16 protein-coding genes are annotated in these 18,372 nt (G+C 77.8%); 9 read left to right on the plus strand and 7 right to left on the minus strand.

Features of this window, described 5'->3' with window-relative positions:
• Nucleotides 1-157 precede the first annotated feature (157 nt).
• Nucleotides 158-1,153 carry a cupin domain-containing protein gene (locus AB8M62_RS00765; RefSeq protein WP_369053125.1) on the plus strand — a complete coding sequence of 332 codons (996 nt, stop codon included), beginning with the start codon at nt 158-160 and terminating at the stop codon, nt 1,151-1,153.
• On the opposite strand, the gene AB8M62_RS00770 is transcribed toward AB8M62_RS00765, so the two are convergent.
• Nucleotides 1,093-1,419 carry a putative quinol monooxygenase gene (locus AB8M62_RS00770; RefSeq protein WP_369053123.1) on the minus strand — a complete coding sequence of 109 codons (327 nt, stop codon included), beginning with the start codon at nt 1,417-1,419 and terminating at the stop codon, nt 1,093-1,095. The two genes, AB8M62_RS00765 and AB8M62_RS00770, sit on opposite strands and share 61 nt — an antisense overlap.
• A 107-nt stretch (nt 1,420-1,526) precedes the next feature.
• On the opposite strand from AB8M62_RS00770, the gene AB8M62_RS00775 reads away from it, so the two are divergent.
• The 4 genes from AB8M62_RS00775 to AB8M62_RS00790 all read left to right on the plus strand — a co-directional run bounded on the left by AB8M62_RS00775 (nt 1,527) and on the right by AB8M62_RS00790 (nt 5,423).
• On the plus strand, nt 1,527-1,847 hold the full coding sequence (locus AB8M62_RS00775) for an L-rhamnose mutarotase (RefSeq protein ID WP_369068320.1): 321 nt from the start codon (nt 1,527-1,529) through the stop codon (nt 1,845-1,847).
• 72 nt (nt 1,848-1,919) lie between these two features.
• Nucleotides 1,920-2,966 carry an NAD(P)-dependent alcohol dehydrogenase gene (locus AB8M62_RS00780; RefSeq protein WP_369068321.1) on the plus strand — a complete coding sequence of 349 codons (1,047 nt, stop codon included), beginning with the start codon at nt 1,920-1,922 and terminating at the stop codon, nt 2,964-2,966.
• Between the two features lie 76 nt (nt 2,967-3,042).
• A complete protein-coding gene (locus tag AB8M62_RS00785; RefSeq protein WP_369068322.1) occupies nt 3,043-4,302 on the plus strand; it encodes a kynureninase in 1,260 nt (419 codons plus the stop codon).
• The gene (locus AB8M62_RS00790; protein ID WP_369068323.1) at nt 4,299-5,423 is read left to right on the plus strand and encodes an alpha/beta hydrolase family protein; all 1,125 of its coding nucleotides are present in this window, start codon (nt 4,299-4,301) and stop codon (nt 5,421-5,423) included. The genes AB8M62_RS00785 and AB8M62_RS00790 overlap by 4 nt, the downstream gene beginning before the upstream one ends.
• A 124-nt stretch (nt 5,424-5,547) precedes the next feature.
• Here AB8M62_RS00790 and AB8M62_RS00795 read toward each other — a convergent pair whose 3' ends face one another.
• From AB8M62_RS00795 to AB8M62_RS00805, 3 genes are all read right to left on the minus strand, one after another.
• Nucleotides 5,548-6,372 carry an aldo/keto reductase gene (locus AB8M62_RS00795; RefSeq protein ID WP_369053113.1) on the minus strand — a complete coding sequence of 275 codons (825 nt, stop codon included), beginning with the start codon at nt 6,370-6,372 and terminating at the stop codon, nt 5,548-5,550.
• Between the two features lie 149 nt (nt 6,373-6,521).
• Nucleotides 6,522-9,026, minus strand: coding sequence for a putative bifunctional diguanylate cyclase/phosphodiesterase (locus tag AB8M62_RS00800; RefSeq protein ID WP_369068324.1), 2,505 nt, complete (start codon nt 9,024-9,026; stop codon nt 6,522-6,524).
• Between the two features lie 88 nt (nt 9,027-9,114).
• Nucleotides 9,115-10,146: an alpha/beta hydrolase gene (locus tag AB8M62_RS00805; protein WP_369053109.1), complete on the minus strand. Its 1,032-nt coding sequence runs from the start codon at nt 10,144-10,146 to the stop codon at nt 9,115-9,117.
• Nucleotides 10,147-10,327: 181 nt separating this feature from the next.
• On the opposite strand from AB8M62_RS00805, the gene AB8M62_RS00810 reads away from it, so the two are divergent.
• Genes AB8M62_RS00810 through AB8M62_RS00820 form a run of 3 tightly spaced genes read left to right on the plus strand, consistent with a single transcriptional unit; the run spans nt 10,328 to nt 14,725 of the window.
• On the plus strand, nt 10,328-11,665 hold the full coding sequence (locus tag AB8M62_RS00810) for an ABC transporter substrate-binding protein (protein ID WP_369068325.1): 1,338 nt from the start codon (nt 10,328-10,330) through the stop codon (nt 11,663-11,665).
• On the plus strand, nt 11,662-13,785 hold the full coding sequence (locus AB8M62_RS00815; RefSeq protein ID WP_369068326.1) for a hypothetical protein: 2,124 nt from the start codon (nt 11,662-11,664) through the stop codon (nt 13,783-13,785). Before AB8M62_RS00810 ends, AB8M62_RS00815 begins: the two co-directional genes overlap by 4 nt.
• A 19-nt stretch (nt 13,786-13,804) precedes the next feature.
• Complete coding sequence (locus AB8M62_RS00820) at nt 13,805-14,725, plus strand: acetamidase/formamidase family protein (protein WP_369068327.1); 921 nt, start codon at nt 13,805-13,807, stop codon at nt 14,723-14,725.
• Here the strand turns inward: AB8M62_RS00820 and AB8M62_RS00825 are convergent.
• From AB8M62_RS00825 to AB8M62_RS00835, 3 genes are read right to left on the minus strand one after another with little or no spacing between them, the layout of a single operon-like run.
• Nucleotides 14,709-15,716: an aldo/keto reductase gene (locus AB8M62_RS00825; RefSeq protein ID WP_369068328.1), complete on the minus strand. Its 1,008-nt coding sequence runs from the start codon at nt 15,714-15,716 to the stop codon at nt 14,709-14,711. The two genes, AB8M62_RS00820 and AB8M62_RS00825, sit on opposite strands and share 17 nt — an antisense overlap.
• Before the next feature lies 1 nt (nt 15,717).
• A complete protein-coding gene (locus tag AB8M62_RS00830) occupies nt 15,718-16,491 on the minus strand; it encodes an SDR family NAD(P)-dependent oxidoreductase (RefSeq protein ID WP_369068329.1) in 774 nt (257 codons plus the stop codon).
• The gene (locus AB8M62_RS00835; RefSeq protein WP_369068330.1) at nt 16,488-17,330 is read right to left on the minus strand and encodes a fumarylacetoacetate hydrolase family protein; all 843 of its coding nucleotides are present in this window, start codon (nt 17,328-17,330) and stop codon (nt 16,488-16,490) included. The genes AB8M62_RS00830 and AB8M62_RS00835 overlap by 4 nt, the downstream gene beginning before the upstream one ends.
• A 223-nt stretch (nt 17,331-17,553) precedes the next feature.
• Between AB8M62_RS00835 and AB8M62_RS00840 the strand changes: the two genes are divergently transcribed.
• Nucleotides 17,554-18,372, plus strand: a complete 819-nt coding sequence (locus AB8M62_RS00840; RefSeq protein WP_369068331.1) for a hypothetical protein — start codon at nt 17,554-17,556, stop codon at nt 18,370-18,372.

Genomic DNA, 18,372 nt, shown 5'->3' on the forward strand with positions numbered 1-18,372 from the left:
CGGGGTGGTCGGCGGGTCGGTGGGTCGTCTGCTCGCTCACGGGTCCAGCACACCGCCGCCCGCCCGGACGGCGCCATGGGTGCGACGCCGGGGCACCTGGGCGCTCGTCCAGCGCCCGGCCTGGTCCCGGCGACCGCCCGCGCCTACGCTCCGCGCCGTGGACGTGTTCAGCGACCTGGTCCGCGGGGTCCGCTCGCACGGCTCGCTCTTCGGCGTCTCGGTCCTGCGGCCGCCGTGGGACCTGCGCTTCGACGGCGGGGCGCCCCTGACCCTGTGCGCGCTGCTGTCCGGCGCGGCGCGGGTGGTGCCGCAGGACGGCCCGCCGGAACCCGTCGCCGCCGGGGAGACGGTCGTGGTGCGCGGGCCGGCGCCGTTCCGCCTGACCAGCGAGCCCGCCGCGGACGTGGACCCCGTGCCCTGGCGGCCCGGGCGGGCGGAGCCCGGCAGCGCGCCGCCGGGGGCCTCGACGCTCGTGGTGGGCGCCTACCCGGCGCGCGGGGAGATCGGCCGCCGCCTGCTGGACGCCCTGCCGCCGGTGCTGCGGGTCGGCGGCGGCGAGTCCGGCGACGTCGAGGACCCCGTGCTGGACCACCTGGCCGCCGAGGTCGCCGTCGAGGCGCCGGGGCAGCAGGCGGTGCTGGACCGGCTGCTGGACTGGCTGCTGGTGTGCACGCTGCGCACGTGGTTCGACCGGCCCGGCGGGCGGCCGCCGCGCTGGTGGTCGGCGCAGCGCGACCCCGTCGTCGGCGAGGCGCTGCGCCTGCTGCACACCGATCCGGCGGCCCCGTGGACGGTGGCGTCGCTGGCGGCCCGCACGGGGGTGTCGCGCTCGACGCTGGCCGAGCGGTTCACCGACCGCGTCGGTGAACCGCCCGTGACGTACCTGACCCGCTGGCGCATGACGCTGGCCGCCGACCTGCTCCTGGAGCGGCCGGAGGCGACCGTCGCGCAGGTCGCGCGGCGCGTCGGGTACGCGGACCCCTTCGCGTTCAGCGCCGCGTTCCGCCGGGTCCGCGGCACCAGCCCGAGCGGGTTCCGGCGGGCCGTGGAGGGTCCGGCGGACGCCGGGGACCCGCGGGCCCCCGGGGCGCCTCAGCGGGGCTGGACCTCCGCCATGGGGCCGAACCCGTCGACGTCCGCGGCGTCGACGTAGATGATCTCGGGGCTGCGGCTGACCCAGTCCGGCATCTGCCCGACCGCCTTCCGGAAGTGCTCCGCGGCCACGTGGACGCGGCCCGCCTCGTCGTCGCGGAACCCCTCGACGAGCGTGTACCGGTTCGGGTCCTCGACGCTGCGGGACCAGTCGAAGAACAGGTTGCCGGGCTCGGCGCGCACCGCCTCGGTGAACTCGCGGGTCAGCTCGGGCCACTGGTCGGCGAGCTCGGGCTTCACGTGCCACTTCACGACGATGAGGATCACGGCGCCCACTGTAGGACGGGCGCCCCGCCCGGGCGTCCTTGCCGGGGGCGGGCGCGGGCGCCTAGGGTCGTGAGCCCTGAAACGTCTCACGTCCCGACGGAGCGACCGTGACCGACCGCGCCTGCTTCCTGCTGCACCTGCGTCCCGAGCTCGTCGAGGAGTACCTCGCCGTGCACCAGGAGGTGTGGCCGGAGGTCCTGAGCCGCAGCGGCTGGCGCAACTACTCGCTCTTCCTGCGCCGCGAGGACGGCCTCGTCGTCGGCTACTGCGAGGCCGACGACTTCGCCGCCGCCACGGCCGCGATGGAGCGCGAGGACGTCAGCGCCCGCTGGGAGGCGACGATGTCGCGCTTCTTCGCCCCCGCGGCGGCGGGCGACGGGACCGTCCGCGAGCGCGAGCGCCTGCAGGAGTACTTCCACCTCGCCTGAGCGCTCGCGGGCCCCCCGGGGGAGGGCCACCACGTCGTGCGACCACCGCAGCGCGGTGCTTCGATGGCGCCCATGCCCACCACCGTCAAGGCCTACGCCGCGCCCGCGGCCGACCAGCCGCTGGCCCCCACCACGATCGAGCGCCGCGACGTCGGCCCGCACGACGTCCTCATCGGCATCACCCACGCCGGCATCTGCCACTCCGACATCCACACCGCCCGCGGCGAGTGGGGCCAGGTGCCCTACCCGATCGTCGTCGGCCACGAGATCGTCGGCGTCGTCGAGGAGGTCGGCTCGGAGGTCACGAAGCACGCCGTCGGCGACCGCGTCGGCGTCGGCTGCATGGTCGACTCCTGCCGCGAGTGCGCCAACTGCGTCAAGGGCCTGGAGCAGTACTGCCTGAAGGGCAACACCGGCACCTACGCGGCCACCGGCCGCGACGGGCGGCCCACCCAGGGCGGCTACTCGCAGAAGATCGTCGTGACCGAGGACTTCGTCCTGCGCGTGCCCGAGGGCATCTCCTCCGAGGAGGCCGCCCCGCTGCTGTGCGCGGGGATCACCACCTACTCGCCGCTGCGGCACTGGGGCGCGGGCCCCGGCACCCGCGTGGCCGTCGTCGGCCTGGGCGGCCTCGGCCACATGGCCGTCAAGATCGCCGCCGCGATGGGGGCGGAGGTGACCGTCCTGTCGCAGTCGCTGAAGAAGCAGGAGGACGGCCTGCGCCTGGGCGCGAGCCGCTACTTCGCCACCAGCGACCCGGACACCTTCGAGCAGCTGAAGGGCTCCTTCGACCTGATCGTCAACACGGTCAGCGCGAAGCTGGACCTGGACGCCTACCTGTCGCTGCTGGCCGTGGACGGCACGATGGTCAACGTCGGCGCCCCGCCGGAGGCCCTGTCGCTGCAGGTGTTCTCCCTCATCCCCGCGCGCCGCTCGGTCGCCGGGTCGAACATCGGCGGCATCCCCGAGACCCAGGAGATGCTGGACTTCTGCGCCGAGCACGGCATCGGCGCCGAGGTCGAGGTCATCCGCGCCGAGCAGGTCAACGAGGCGTGGGAGCGCGTCCTGGCCTCCGACGTGCGCTACCGCTTCGTCATCGACACCGCCACGATCGGCTGACCGGCCGCACCCGACGGGACCGCGGCCGGTGCGGGGGACGCCCCCGCGCCGGCCGCGGCGGGGCAGGATGCCCGGCATGACGCTGACGCCGGACCGCCTCCTCGCGCCCTGGCGCGAGGAGGCCGCCCACCTGGACGCCGCCGACCCCCTGGCGGCTCACCGCGAGGAGTTCCTCCTCGACGCCGCCCCGGCGGTGACGTCCTACCTGGACGGCAACTCCCTGGGCCGGCCGCTGCGGGCCACCGCCGCCGCGCTGGACGCGTTCGTGCGCGAGCAGTGGGGCGGGCGCCTCATCCGCGGCTGGACCGACGGGTGGATGGGCTGGCCCGAGGAGGTCGGCGACCACCTGGGCCGCGTCGCCCTGGGCGCGGCGCCCGGGCAGACCGTGGTCGCCGACTCCACCACCGTCCTCTTCTACAAGCTGGTGCGCGCCGCCGTGGACGCCGCCGTCGCCACCGGCCGCGACGAGGTCGTCTGCGACACCGGCGACTTCCCCACCGACCGCTGGGTCCTGCAGGGGATCGCCGCCGAGCGCGGCCTGACGCTGCGCTGGGTGGAGACCGACCCCGCCGCCGGGATCACCGCCGAGCAGGTGCGCGAGGTCGTCGGCGAGCGCACCGCGCTGGCCACCTTCAGCCACGTCTCCTACCGCTCCGGGCACCTGGCCGACGCGGCGGCGATCACCCGCGTCGTCCACGACGCCGGCGGGCTGGTCCTGTGGGACCTGTGCCACTCGGCGGGTTCGGTGCCGGTGGACCTGGACGCCTGGGGCGTCGACCTGGCCGTCGGCTGCACGTACAAGTACCTCAACGGCGGGCCCGGCGCCCCCGCGTTCGCCTACCTCGCCGCCCGCCACCACGGCCGGCTGCGCCAGCCCGTGCACGGCTGGATGGGGCACGCCGACCCGTTCGCGATGGGCCCGGCGTACGAGCCCGCGGCGGCCGCGCGGCAGCTCGTCTCCGGGACCCCGCCGATCGTCGCCATGGTCCCGGTGCGGGTGGGCGTGGAGCAGCTGGAGCGCGCGGGCACGGCCGCCGTGCGCGCCAAGTCGGTGCTGCTGACGTCGTTCGCGCTGCGGGCGGCCGACGAGCTGCTGGCCCCGCTGGGCGTCGAGGTCGCCTCCCCGCGCGAGCCGGAGCGCCGCGGCGGGCACCTCACGCTGCGGCGCAGCGACTTCCGCGCCGTCAACGACCGGCTGTGGGAGCAGGGGGTGCTGCCGGACTTCCGCGCGCCCGACGGGATCCGCCTGGGCCTGGCGCCGCTGTCCACGAGCTTCGCCGAGGTCCTGGACGGCGTGCTCGCGCTGCGCGGGGTGGCCGCGGGCGCACCGGCGTGAGCGGGACGCCCGTCGTCCCGGCCGTCGCGGCGCCCGGCGCGCTGGGCGACGAGCGCACGGCCCGGGAGGTCCTGGCGCGCGCGGCCGCGGCCCGCGGGGTCGGGGCGCGGCTGGTGGCGACCGCCTCGGACGCCGCGTTCCGCGACGCGGCGGCCGCCGCCGCCCGCGACGGGGAGCTCCTGCTGCTGCCCCCGCCCGCCGTCGACGTGGACGCCCTGGGGCTGGCGCTGGGGGACGCGCGGGTCGTACGCGTGGACGTCGTCGAGCGCGGACCCGACCGCTCGGGCGCCGTGCGCCGGCACGTGCGCGGGCGCGGGCTGGCGGGGCTGCGCTGGGCGGTGGACGCGTGGTGGGCGCAGCGCGCGCACCCGTCGGTCCGGCACGCCTACGGCCCGCACCCGGACCAGCACGCCGACCTGCGGCTGCCCGCGGGGACGGGCCCGGTGCCCGTCGCGGTCCTCGTGCACGGCGGGTACTGGCGCTCGCGCTGGGAGGCGGACACCCTCGAACCGCTGGCGGTGGACCTGGCGGCGCGCGGGTGGGCCAGCTGGAACGCCGAGTACCGCCGGCCCGACGCGGACGGCTGGGACGCCACCACCGCGGACGTCGCCGCGGCCGTGCGGGCGCTGGCGGACGTGCCGGGACCGGCGGGGGCGCGGCTGGACCCGGGACGGGTCGTGCTGCTCGGGCACTCCGCGGGCGGGCAGCTGGTGGTGCGGCTGGCCGCGGACCTGGCGGGCGGGGAGGGGGCGGTGGTGCGTCCGGCGCTGGTGGTGTCGCTGGCCGGGTGCCTGGACCTCGTGACCGTCGACCGTCGGTGGCTGTCCGAGGGCGCGGCCTCGCGCGCGCTGGGCGGGCGGGCCGAGGAGGTGCCGGACGTCTACGCGGCCTCCTCGCCGCTGGCGCGGCTGCCGATCGGCCTGCCGGTGGCCGTCGTCCGCGCCCGCCAGGACGACCCCGACCTGCTCGACGTGTCCCGCTCGTTCGCCGCCGCCGCGCGCGCGGCCGGCGACGACGTCCTGGAGGTGGAGGGCGAGGGCGACCACTTCGCCCCCGTCGACCCGGCGTCACCGCTGTGGGCGGAGGTCGCCGACCTCGTCGCCACCCGCGTCCGCCCCTGACCCCGGCCCCGCTCCCCCACCACCCCCTCCCGTCGTGATCTCGCAGGGTTTCCCAGCGAGATCGCGGTGATCATGGACGGGTGAAAGCTCACCCGTCCATGATCACGGTGAGGGGGCGGAGGCGTCAGCCGAAGGTGTCGGGGTCCGGGCCGGTGCGCTCGTCGCGGTTGAGGCCGCTGATCCGCGCGACCTGCTCGTCCGACAGCTCGAAGGAGAACAGGTCGAGGTTGCTGACGATCCGCTCGGGCGTCACCGACTTGGGGATGACGATGTTCCCCAGCTGCACGTGCCAGCGCAGCACCACCTGGGCGGGGTCGCGGCCCAGGTCGGCGGCGATCTCGGTGATCACCGGGTCGGACAGCAGCTGGCCGCCCTTGGCGATGGGGCTCCACGCCTCGGTGGCGATGCCGTGCTCGGCGTGGAAGGCGCGCAGGTCCTCCTGCACGAGGTACGGGTGCAGCTCGACCTGGTTGACGGTGGGGACGACCTCCGTCTCGTCGAGCAGCTTGCGCAGGTGCGTCTTCTGGAAGTTCGACACCCCGATGGTGCGGATGCGCCCGTCGCGGTGCAGCTCCTCGAACGCCTTCCACGTCTCGACGTAGTCGTCGGCCTGCTGCGGCCAGTGGATGAGGTAGAGGTCCAGGACCTCCAGCTGCAGCTTCTGCATGCTCGCGTCGAAGGCGCGCAGGGTCTTGTCGCGCCCGTGCTCGCCGTTGGCGAGCTTGGTGGTGATGAACACCTCCTCGCGCGGCAGGCCCGAGGTGCGCAGGGCGTTGCCGACCCCGGCCTCGTTGCCGTACCCGGCGGCGGTGTCGACGTGCCGGTAGCCGGCCTCCAGGGCGCGCAGCACGTTCTCGTCGGTCTGCTCCGGCGGCACCTGGAACACGCCCAGCCCGACCTGCGGGATGGTCGTGCCGTCGTGCAGCGTGAGGTCGGGGACCCCGCTCATGCGTCCTCCTCGGTCGCGGTGGGGCGCGCGGCGGACAGCGTGCCGCGGCGCCCGGTGACCCGCGCGAGGCTAGGTGGACGGGCGCCCGCGCGCGCGGCGGGAGGTCCGCTTCGGGCTCCGGCGTCAGGCTCCGGCGTCAGGCTCCGGCGTCAGGCCTCGGCGGGAGGCCGCGGCACCGGCGGGACGGCGGGCGCGGCGAGGGTGCCGGAGCCGCCGGCGGGCACGTCGCACACGTCCAGCCACGCGGTGAACCCGTCCTCCGGCAGGGGCCGGGCGAGGTGGAAGCCCTGCCCGACGTCGCAGCCGAGGTCGGTGAGGGCGTCGCGCACGGCGGCCTCCTCGACGCCCTCGGCGACGATGCGCACGTCGAGCTGGTGGGCCAGCCACACCGTTGAGGCGGCGATCGCGGCCGAGCGGGAGTCGGTGCCGACACCGGCGACGAAGGTGCGGTCGAGCTTGACCTCGTCGAAGACCAGGCGCTGCAGGTAGGCCAGGGAGGAGTAGCCGGTGCCGAAGTCGTCGATGCTCAGGGACACCCCGAGGTCCGCCAGCTGCGGCAGCACCTGGGTGGCCTCGTGGTCGGCCATCGCCACGGACTCGGTGACCTCCAGCTGCAGCAGCTCGGCGGGGCGCCCGTGCTCGGCCAGCAGCCCGGCCACGGCCAGGGGCAGCGAACCGTCGCGCAGGGCGCTGGCGGGCACGTTGACGGCGACGCGGACGTCGTGGCCGCGGGCCGACCAGCGCGCGGAGGCGCCCAGCGCCTCGGCGAGCGCCCAGCCGGTCAGGGCGGGCATCAGCCCGTCGCGCTCGGCCAGCGGCAGGAACTCGGCGGGCCCGAGCAGCCCGAGGGCGGGGTGCTCCCAGCGCGCGAGGGCCTCGGCGCCGGCCAGGGTGCCGTCGCGCAGGTCCAGCTGCGGCTGGTAGTGCAGGACGAGCCGGCCGGCGGCGCGGCGGTCCTCGGGGGCGGCGGCGGGGTCGAGACCGAGGGCGGTGCGCAGCTGGGTGCGGCGCAGCAGGTCGCGGGCGGCGGGGTCGCCGGCGCCCTGCCCGGCGCGGGCGTCCCCGGGGTGGACCGCCGGGGACCAGGTGCGCACGCCGCCGCCGTCGGCCTTGGCCCGGTACATGGCGTCGTCGGCGACCCGCAGCAGCCGCGAGGGGGTGCCGGCGTGGGCGGGGTGGGCGGCGGCGCCGACGCTGCCGCCGGCGTGCACGCGGGTGCCGAGCAGGTCGTAGGGGCCGGTGACGGCGGCGGCGGCCAGCGCCCCGAAGCGCCCGGCCTCCTCGGGGCCGCTGCCGGGCAGGACGACGGCCAGCTCGTCGCCGCCGAGGCGGGCGACGAGGCAGCCGACGGGCAGGGCAGCCGCGAGGCGGCGCACGACCTGCCGCAGCAGCTCGTCGCCGGCGGCGTGGCCGAGGCCGTCGTTGACGGCCTTGAAGCGGTCGAGGTCGAGCACGAGCAGGCCGAACACCTCGGCGCGGGCGCTGCGCCGCTCCAGGTCGGCGAGCAGGGCGCGGCGGTTGGCGACGCCGGTCAGCTCGTCGGTGAGGGCGGCGCGGCGGTACTGGGCGAGGTCGACGAGCTCGCGGACGGCACCCGCCGAGCGGGCGGCGGCGAGGACCGCGGCGAGCAGGCACGCCCAGGCGACCTCGGTGGCCAGGGGCGCGAACTGGCCGGCGAAGAGCAGGCCGACGCACGCGGGCACGACGAGGACGGGCGCGGCCAGGATGGCGGTGGACGAGGGCGGGCGCGGCGGCCGGGAGCGGGCGGGCCGGACGGCGGCGAGGGCGGCCAGCAGCATCCCGCCGGTCCACAGCAGGTCCAGGCCGGTGCCGGGGTGGTAGCGCCCCTGCAGCGCGAGGACGACGCAGACGACGTTCCCGACGGAGAAGACGAGCGTGCCGGCGGCCAGGGACCACCAGCGCGGGTCGCCGCGCGAGCCGGCGGCGACGGCCGCCGCGCAGACGGCGACCGCGACGTCCGCGGCCGTGCTGAGCACCCACGCGGTGGTGGTGGGCAGGGGGTGGCCGGTGCGCTCGGCGAGGGGGTGGACGAGCAGCTGCTGCAGGAGCGCGGCGGTGATGAGGACGAGCGCGACGGTGCCGGTCAGGTGGCCGGCGAGGTGACCGGCGCGCGGGGCGCCGGGCCGGCGGCGCAGCAGCCGCGCCAGCGCGAGCAGGACCAGCGGGTAGGCGGCGAGGTAGCCGGCCTGCAGGGCGAGGGTGACCAGCAGCGGGCGCCCGGCGGGGTCGAGGGAGCCGCCGCGGGCGACGACGACGTCGTGGGCGACCTCGGAGGCGCTGTAGGCGGCCCACGCCAGCGCGTAGGTGCCCCAGGCGCGCGCCTCGGGCCCGCCGGCGCGCGAGCGCCGCGCCAGCAGGACGACGACACCGGCCTGCACGAGCGTGCCGGGCACGAGGTCGCCCCAGCGGGCGGCCCCGCTCCACGCGCCGCCGAGGCCGCCGGCCAGGACGAGCAGGGCGTAGGCGCACCAGCAGGCGGTCGTGGCCAGCAGGAGGGCGCGCTGGCGCGGCGCGGGGTGCGGGGCGGGCGCGACGTCGCCGGGGTCGGACCGCCCCGGGCCGCCGGCCGGCGCGCCGAGGGGGCGTCGCGGGCCGGCGGCGGCCGTCGCGACGCCCCGGGCTGGGGAGGTCACGTGCGGATCCTGCCGCACCGGTCCCCCCGGTGGGGGGACTCGCGGGCATCGGCGGGGCGGGCGGGTCGCGGGCGCAGCGGGTCGCGGGTCAGCGGACGGCGGGCGCCGCCCGCCGCGCGAGCAGGGCGCGCAGGGCGTCGGCGGCCGCGGCCAGGTCGCGCTCGCCGGCGGGCAGGCCGGGCAGGGCGACGTGGGCGTGCGGCACGCCCTCGCGCAGGAGCAGCTCGACGGGCACACCGGCGGCCCGCAGCCGCTCGGCGTGCTCCAGACCCTCGTCGCGCGCCGGGTCGGCGCCGGAGACGACGAGGACGGCGGGCGGCAGCCCGGCGGGGTCGCTCACGCGCAGCGGGCTGGCGTCGGGCTCGGCGCGCCGGCGCCGGTCGGGCAGGTACAGGTCCCAGGACCAGGCCAGGTCGTCGCGGGTCAGCAGCAGGCCGTCGCCGTAGCGCGCGTGGGAGTCGCGGTCGAGGCGGTGGTCGAGCACGGGCGACAGCAGCAGCTGGGCGGCCACGGGCGGCGCGGCGCCGTCGCGCGCCCAGCGGGCCAGGGCGGCGGCCAGGGTGCCGCCGGTGGAGGTGCCGGAGACGGCCAGCGGGCCGGCGGGGACGCCGGGCACGGCGCCGTCGGCGACGAGGCCGAGGACGGCGGCGGCGTCGCGCAGCCCGCCGGGGAAGGGGTGCTCGGGCGCGTGCCGGTAGCAGGGGCTGAGGACGACGGCGCCGGTGCGGGCGGCCAGCACCCGGCACAGGGCGTCGTCGGTGTCGAGGTCGCCGGTGACCCAGCCGCCGTGCAGGTGCACGAGCGTGCCCGCGCCGGCGAGGGTGGTCCGGGGGACGTAGCGGCGCGCGCGCAACGGCCCGGCGGCGCCGCGCACGTGCAGGTCGGTGACGAGGACCTGCTCGTCGTCGACGGGGCCGGGGCCGCCGCGGCGGTCGCGGGCGCGGGCGGTGGCGACGCCGGCGAGGTGGCGGGGGGTCCAGCCGGCGGTGCGCCGGGCGTGCTCGGCGACGAGGCGGGCGGCGTCGGGGTCGCTGAGGCGGGGGTCGGGCCGCAGCTCGCCACGGGGGTGGACGACCTGGAGCCGGTCGGTGGCGCGCGGGCCGGGGGCGGTGGTCGGCACGGGTCCCTCCTCGGGTCCTCGGGTCCGGTCCCGCCCCACGGTCCTCCGCGCGCGTGTCCCGCGGGCGACGCGGGAGTTTCGGTCGTGTTTCGGCCCGTGGCGGGTTGACCCTCCCGGCCCCGGGCCCGTAGAACGTTTCAAGAGAGTCCGCGAGGTCGCGGACGGGAGGGACCCCACGACGATGACGTCCGGCCGCACGCCCCACCACGCACCCGGCCACCGCTCCACCGGCCCCCTGCTGACCCGCCGCCGCCTGGTCGGCGCCGGCGGCCTGGGCGCCTTGACGCTGCTCGCGGCCGGCTGCGGCGGCGGCTCCTCCGGCGGGGGCGACGGCGCGCTGCGCTTCTCCTGGTGGGGCAACGCCGACCGGGCCGCCGACACGCAGGCGGCGATCGACGCGTTCGAGGCCGCGAACCCCGGCACGACGGTCAGCGGCGAGTGGGCGGACTTCACCGGCTACTTCGACCGCCTGGCCACGAACGTCGCCGCGAACGACGCCCCCGACGTCATGACGCTGGGCGGCGCGTACCCCCGCGAGTACGGCGACCGCGGCGCGCTGCTGGACCTGGCGGAGGTCTCCGACGCGCTGCCGCTGGACGGCATCGACGCGGCGGCCCTGTCCAACGGCGAGTTCTCCGGCGTGCAGTACGGCGTCCCGACGGGCGTGAACACGTACTGCGCGGTCGTGAACCCCGCCCTCTTCGATGCCGCGGGCGTCGCCCTGCCGGACGACGCGACGTGGACGTGGGAGGAGTTCGAGGCCCTGGCCGGCGACCTGTCCGCGGCGTCGCCCGAGGGCGTGGTCGGCGCTGTCGACCCGACCACCGCGGACGCGCTGGACCTGTTCTCCCGCCAGCGCGGCGAGGGCCTCTACACCGAGGACGGCGGTCTGGCGATCTCCGCGGCGACGCTGGAGGAGTGGTGGACGAGGACGCTGCGGATGTCGCGGGACGGCGCCACGCCCCCCGCGACGATCACGACGGAGCTGCTCGGCGACGCCGCCCCGGAGCAGACGCTGATGGGCCGCGGGCAGGCGGCGATCACCCTGGGCTGGAGCAACACGCTGCCGGCGCTGCGCGCCGCGGCCGGGGAACCGCTGCAGCTGCTGCGCGCGCCCGGGGAGTCCACCGGGCAGCCGGGCATGTGGCTGCAGGCCTCGCAGCTGTACGCGATCAGCTCCCGCACGCGGAACCGCGAGGCCGCGGCGCGGCTGGTGGACTTCCTCGTCAACTCCCCCGAGGCGGGGCGCATCATCGGGGCCGACCGCGGGATCCCGGCGAACGCCGAGGTGCTGGCGGCGATCACGCCGGACCTGGACGACGACCAGCGGGCCCAGGCGGAGTTCGTCGCCCGCGTCACCCCGCTCGTCGGCGACGCCCTCGTCATCGGCCCGGTCGGCTCCACGGAGACCCGCGGGGTCGTCGAGCGCCTCAACGCCGACGTGCTGTTCGAGCGGACCACCCCCGCCGACGCCGCGCAGGCCTTCCTGGACCAGGTCGGGGCGGCGATCGGCGCGTGAGCGCCACGATCCCCGGAACTCCTCCAGGGACTCCCCCGCGCCTCGACCGGCGCGCCCTCGTCGCCGCGCACGACGTCGTCGTGCGCGGCGTCCTGCCCGCCAGCCCGCTGTCGGTGGGCAACGGGCGGTTCGCGACCACCGTCGACGTCACCGGCCTGCACACGTTCCCGCAGCTGCACCCGCTGCCCGACGCCGGCGGCGGGCCGGCCGGCTCGATGCTGGGGACGCTGGCCGAGTGGGCCTGGCACAGCGACCCGGACCCCGCGGGGTTCTCCACCGCCGACGCCGAGCGGGTCGTGGACACCGCTCACGGCCCGGCCGTCTACGTGGACATGACCCGCGGCGCGGACGGGCGCAGCGCGGCCGGGCTGAGCGCGGCGGAGGCGCACCTGCGCGCCAACCCCCACCGGTTCGACCTGTTCCGCGCCGGCCTCACGGTCGACGGGCGGCCCGCGCGCCCGCACGAGCTGCGCGACGCCGGGCAGCGGCTGGACCTGTGGTCGGGGACGCTGACCAGCCGCGTGGACCTGGCCGGTCGCCGGTTCGAGGTGACCACGGCCGCGCACCCGCACGCCGACGCGCTGGCGGTGCGCGTGCGCGGGGACCTGACCGGGATCGGGGTGCGGGTGGGCTTCAGCGCCGCGTCGCCGTCGTGGAACCTCTCGCGCGACGACACCCGCCCCGGCGCGCACCGCACCGACGTGCGCACCACCGCTGCCGGCGCGCTCGTCCACCGGACGCTGGACGCCACGCGCTACCGCCTCGGCGCGCGCACGGACGGCTCCGTCCGGGTCGCCGGCGCGCACGCCGTGGACGTGGTGCCGTCCGGCACCGGCACCCTGGACCTCGTGCTGCTCGCCGCACCGGGCGCGGAGGGGGACCTCGACGTCCCCGGCGCCGGTGAGGTGCTGGCCGCGTCCTCCGCCTGGTGGGAGGAGTTCTGGACGCGCGGCGCCGCCGTCGACGTCACCGCCAGCCGCGACCCGCGCGCCGGGGAGCTGCAGCGGCGGATCGTGCTGTCGCAGCACCTGACCGCCGTGCACAGCGCCGGCACCCTGCCGCCGGCGGAGACGGGGCTGCTGGTCAACAGCTGGCGCGGGCGCGGCCACCTGGAGATGCACCCCTGGCACGCCGCGCACTTCCCGCTGTGGGGCCGCGCGGACCTGCTGGAGCGCAGCCTGCCCTGGTACGAGCGGGTCCTGCCGCGGGCCCGGCGCACCGCCCACCGGCAGGGGCTGCCGGGGGCGCGCTGGCCCAAGCAGGTCACCCCCGACGGCGAGGAGACGCCCAGCGACATCGGCCCGTTCCTGCTGTGGCAGCAGCCCCACCCGGTGCAGTTCGCGGAACTGCTGCGGCGCAGCGCCGCCGGCACCGACCGGGAGGCGGAGGTGCTGCGCCGGTGGGTCCCGCTGGTCGCCGAGACCGCCCGGTTCGCCGCGGCCCTGCCGGTGCCCGGCCCGGACGGGCGCCTGCACCTGCCGCCGCCGCTGGTGCCCGCGCAGGAGTCGTGGGCGGACGTGCGCGAGCGCGCCGCCGACCCGTCGTTCGAGCTGGCGCAGTGGCGCTGGTGCCTGCGCACGGCCGCGGAGCTGCACCGCCGGGCGGGCCTGGTGCCGGACCCGTCCTGGGAGCGGGTCGCGGAGCGGATCGCCGCCCCCGTGGTGCGCGACGGCGTGCTGGCGGCCCTGGACCTCGACGAGCCGCTGCGCCGCACCGACCACCCCTCGATGCTCGGCGCGCTGGGCGTCGTCCCGGACACGGGCCTGGTGGACCCCGCGGTGGTGCGGGCGAGCCTGCACGACGTCCTCGCCGACTGGGACTGGGCCAGCGCGTGGGGCTGGGACTTCCCCGCCACCGCGATGACCGCCGCGCGGGTGGGCGAACCAGGCCTGGCCGTGGACGTGCTGCTCGCCCCGCACGCGAAGAACCACCACCTGCCCAGCGGGCACAACCACCAGAGCCCCGTCCTGCCCGCCTACCTGCCCGGCAACGGAGGGCTGCTGGCGGCGGTCGCGCTCATGGCCGGCGGCTGGGACGGCGACGGGGGCCGGCCCGCCCCGGGGTTCCCCGACGACGGCTCGTGGGACGTGCGCGCCGAGGGGCTCGTGCGCTCGCCCTGAGCGGTGGTGGGATCGGCGGGTGACGCGACACCGCCTGGACCCCCTGCCGCACCTGGTGACCGACGTGTTCGACCCCTCCCGCCCGCCCGTGCTCGCGGTGCGCCCGGGCGACGAGGTCGAGGTGCGCGCCCTGGACTCCGGCGGGCACCTGGAACGGCCGCCCGCCGGCGGCGACGCGCCGCGGATGTTCCCCGACGGCCGCGGGCACTGCCTGGCCGGGCCGGTCGCCGTCGAGGGCGCCCGTCCCGGCGACGTCCTCGCCGTGCACGTGCGCTCCGTGCGCACCGACGGCTGGGGCTGGACGGTCGCCGGGACGCCGACACCGCTCAACGAGCGCCTCGGCGCCACCGACCCCGTGCGGGTGCTGTGGGAGGTGGACGACGCGGCGGGCACGGCCGTCGACGAGGACGGGTTCGAGGTGCGCACGGCGCCGTTCCTCGGCGTCCTGGGCACCACGCCGGCGGAACCCGGCGAGCACTCCACCGTGCCGCCGCGCCCCGGCACGGGCGGGAACGTCGACTGCCGCTCGCTGGTGGCCGGCAGCACCCTGTTCCTGCCCGTCCAGGTCGACGGCGCGCTGCTGTGCGTCGGCGACGGGCACGCCGCGCAGGGCGACGGGGAGGTCTGCGGGACGGCCGTGGAGTGCGGGACGACGTCCGTGCTGGGCCTGGACCTCGTCGCCGACCCGGTCCTGCCGGGCGTGCACGCCGTGACACCGCGCGAGCGGCTGACGTTCGGGTTCGACGCCGACCTGGGCGCCGCGACCGACGCGGCCCTGGGCGCGATGCTCACCTGGGTGTCGGCCCTCTTCGACCTGCCGCGCACCCGCGCGCTGGCGCTGGCCAGCGCGTGCGTGGACCTGCGCGTCACCCAGGTGGCGAACCGGACGTGGGGCGTGCACGCGGCCCTGCCGCACGACGCCCTCAGGCGGCGCCGGTGACGACCGCGACCGCCTCCTCGTCCAGCAGCCCGGCGCGCAGCAGGTCCTCCCACACCGCGTCCGGCACCGGTTCCCCGAGCAGGGACGCGTTGCGCCGCACCTCCTCCGCGGTGCGCACGCCCAGCAGCACCGAGGCCACCGCCGGGGCCGCGAGCGCGAAGCGGACGGCGAGCGCCGGCAGCGTCAGCCCGTGCCGCTCGGCGACGTCGGCCAGGCCGTGGACGCGGGCCAGCAGGTCCGCGCCCGCGGGGGCGTAGCGGTAGGTGGCGCCCGGCGCGGGGCGGTCGGTGGCCAGGACGCCGGAGGCGAACACCCCGCCGAGCAGCACCGAGGTGCCGGTGCGCGCGGCGGCGGGGAACAGGTGGTCCAGGGCCGAGCGGTCCAGCAGGTTCCAGCACCCGGCGACGAGGACGACGTCGAGGTCGAACTCCTCGACGAAACCGGTGAGGGGGACGGCGTCGTTCATCCCGGCGCCGACGGCCCGCACGAGGCCCTCCTCGCGCATCCGCACGACCTCCGACAGGGCGCCGGCGCGGGCCTCGTCGAGGTGCGCGTCGGGGTCGTGGACGAGCAGGACGTCGACGGCGTCGACCCCGAGCCGTTCCAGCGACTCCTCCAGCGAGCGGCGCACCCCGGCGGCGGAGAAGTCGAAGGCGAGCCGGTGGGTGTCGGGGACGACGAACCCGTGGTCGGCGTCGCCGGTCCTGCCCCGCTCGGAGTCCGCGGGGACGACGAGGCGGCCGACCTTGGTGGACAGCGTGAGCTCCCCGCGGGGGCGTCCGCGCAGCGCCTGACCGACGCGGCGCTCGGACAGCCCGACGCCGTAGTGGGGGGCGGTGTCGAACAGGCGCACCCCGGCGTCCCAGGCGGCGTCCAGCGCGGCGCGCGCGTCGTCGTCGGCGACTTCGGCGAGGTGGTTGCCCAGCGGGGCTCCCCCGAAGCCGAGCGCGGTGACCCGCACCCCGGTCGACCCCAGTTCCGCCGTGATCACGTCAGGACACCTCCGGTGCGGGCGCCGGCAGGCGCAGGGAGTGCAGGCCGCCGTCGACGGCCAGGACGGTGCCGGTGGTGGCGCCCGAGCGGGGGTCGGCCAGGTGCACGACCGCGTGGGCGACCTCCTCGGCGGTGACCAGCCGGCCGGTGGGCTGGCGCGCCTCCAGCCGGGCGCGCTCGGCGGCCGGGTCGTCGGCGGCCGCCAGCAGCCGCTGCACCCACGGGGTGTCGGCCGTGCCGGGGTTGACGCAGTTCACGCGGATCCCGTCGGCCAGGTGGTCGGCGGCCATCGCCAGCGTGAGGGCCTGCACGGCGCCCTTGGTGGCCGAGTACAGGGCGCGGGCGGGCAGGCCGGTCCAGGCGGCGACCGAACCGGTGTTGACGACGGCCGCGCACGCCGAGGACCGCAGGTGCGGCAGGGCGGCGCGGGTGGTGCGCACGATGCCGAGGACGTTGACGTCGAAGACGCGGTGCCACTGCTCGTCGTCGCCGTCGGCGACGGTGCCCACGGCGCCGGTGCCGGCGTTGTTGACGAGGACGTCGAGCCCGCCCAGGGCCGTCGCGGCGCGCTCGACGGCGGCGCGCACGGCGGCGTCGTCGGTCAGGTCCGCCTCGCAGGTCACCGTCCCGGCCGGCGCGCCGGTGACGTCGCGGTCCAGGACGGCGACCGCGGAACCCTCCGCGAGGAACCGGGCGGCGGTGGCGGCGCCGATGCCGGAGGCGCCGCCGGTCACCAGGACGCGGCAGCCGGCCAGCGTCGCCGGTGCGCTCACGCCGCGCCCAGCGGGTTGCGGGTGCGGCCCAGGCCGCTGACCTCGCACTCGACGACGGACCCGGCGCGCAGGTACGGCTTCGGGTCCGGCCGGCCCAGCGCCACCCCCGCGGGGGTGCCGGTGTTGACGACGTCGCCGGGCTGCAGGACGGCGAACCGGCTGAGGTACGCCACGAGCTCCCCGACGCCGAACACCATGTCGCGGGTCGTGCCGTCCTGGCGCAGCTCGCCGTCGACCCAGGTGCGCAGCCGCAGGTCCTGCGGGTCGCCGACCTCGTCGGCGGTGACGAACCACGGGCCCAGCGGGTTGAACGTCTCGCAGTTCTTGCCCTTGTCCCAGGTGCCGCCGCGCTCGAGCTGGAACTCGCGCTCGGACACGTCGTGCGAGACGACGTACCCGGCCACGTGGGCCAGGCCCTCCTCGGCGGAGTCCAGGTAGCGGGCGGTGCGGCCGACGACGACGCCCAGCTCGACCTCGTAGTCGGTCTTCTCGCTGCCGCGGGGGACGAGGACGGTGTCGTGCGGGCCGACGACGGTCGCGGGCAGCTTGAGGAACACGACGGGTTCGGCGGGCAGCTCGGCACCCGTCTCGGCGGCGTGGTCGCGGTAGTTCAGGCCGATGCAGAACACCGCGCCGGGCCGCGGCACGGGCGCGCCCAGGCGCCGGCCGGCCAGGTCCACGGCCGCCGCCCCGGGGACGGCGCCGGCGGCGCGCTCCAGGTCCTCGGAGCTCCACGGCCGGTCGGCCGGCAGGACGTCCGAGAGGTCGACGGCCGAGCCGTCGTCGAGGAGGGCCGCGGCGCGCTCCGCGCCCGCGGGTCCGTGGCGCACGAGCTTCACCGCTGCTCCAGACTCCGTCGTCGTCCCGCGGTGATCGTCCACCGTGAGCGTTCACGGAGCCTGGCACCGGCCCCGACGGGGTGTCAACGCGACCACCCCGCTCGTCTCCCCGCGGAAACCCGGGTTTCCAGCGTGTCGTGGCGCGACGGACCGCGAAGACCCGGGTTTCCGCGGAGAGACGTCCGGGGCAGACACGGGGACGTCGGCGCGGGAGGATCGCGCGGTGGACCTCACGGCGTTCGTGGACGAGCTGCCCAAGTGCGACCTGGACGTGCGCCTGGACGCGCAGGACGGGGACCTGCCCGCCCGGCTGACCGCGTACCTGCGCGCGGCGGCCGAGCAGGACGTCCTGCACGCGGAGGTGACGTTCGACCCGCGCCCGGCGGGCGGCGTCCCGCTCGGCGACCTGCTGCGCGACCTCCGCGCCGCGGCGGACGAGGTCGAGCGCGAGCGGGGCACGACCTGCGGGTTCGTGGTGCGCCTGGACGCCTCGGCGCCGGAGCTCCTGGAGGACGTCCTGGCCTCCCGCGACCTCCTCGCCGGTGCCGAGCTCGACGGGGACCTCGACGGGGGGCCCGGGGGGCTCGCCGCGCGGGTGCGGGAGGCGGGGCTGGGCCTGGCGGTCCGCTGCGGCGCCGCCGACCGGGCCGGCGAGGGTGACGGCGACGGCGGCGCCGGGAGGGCGCGGCGCGCGCTGGGGGACCTGGGCGCCGACCGGCTGTCCGACGCCGGCGGCCTGGCCGGCGACCCGGAGCTGCTGGAGCTGGTGCGCCGGCGCGGCGCGGGCCTGACGTGCCGCCCGGACCCGGACGTCGTCGCCAGGCTGCTGCGCGCGGGGGTGCGGGTGGCCGTCGCGGCCTCCGCCCCGTCCGGCCCGACGGCGGCCCTGCGCGCGGTGGTGGCCGGTGCGGACCTGGCGCCCGACGAGGTGGTGCAGCTGCAGCGCCACGCCGTCGCGATGGCGTGGACGGCGGCGGGCGAGCGCGAAGCGCACCACGGGGAGCTGGACGCCTACGAGAGCCTGGCCGCTCCCCCGCTGTGA

The sequence above is a fragment of the Kineococcus terrestris genome (genome assembly GCF_041020755.1).
GTDB classification, from domain to species: Bacteria; Actinomycetota; Actinomycetes; order Actinomycetales; family Kineococcaceae; genus Kineococcus; species Kineococcus terrestris.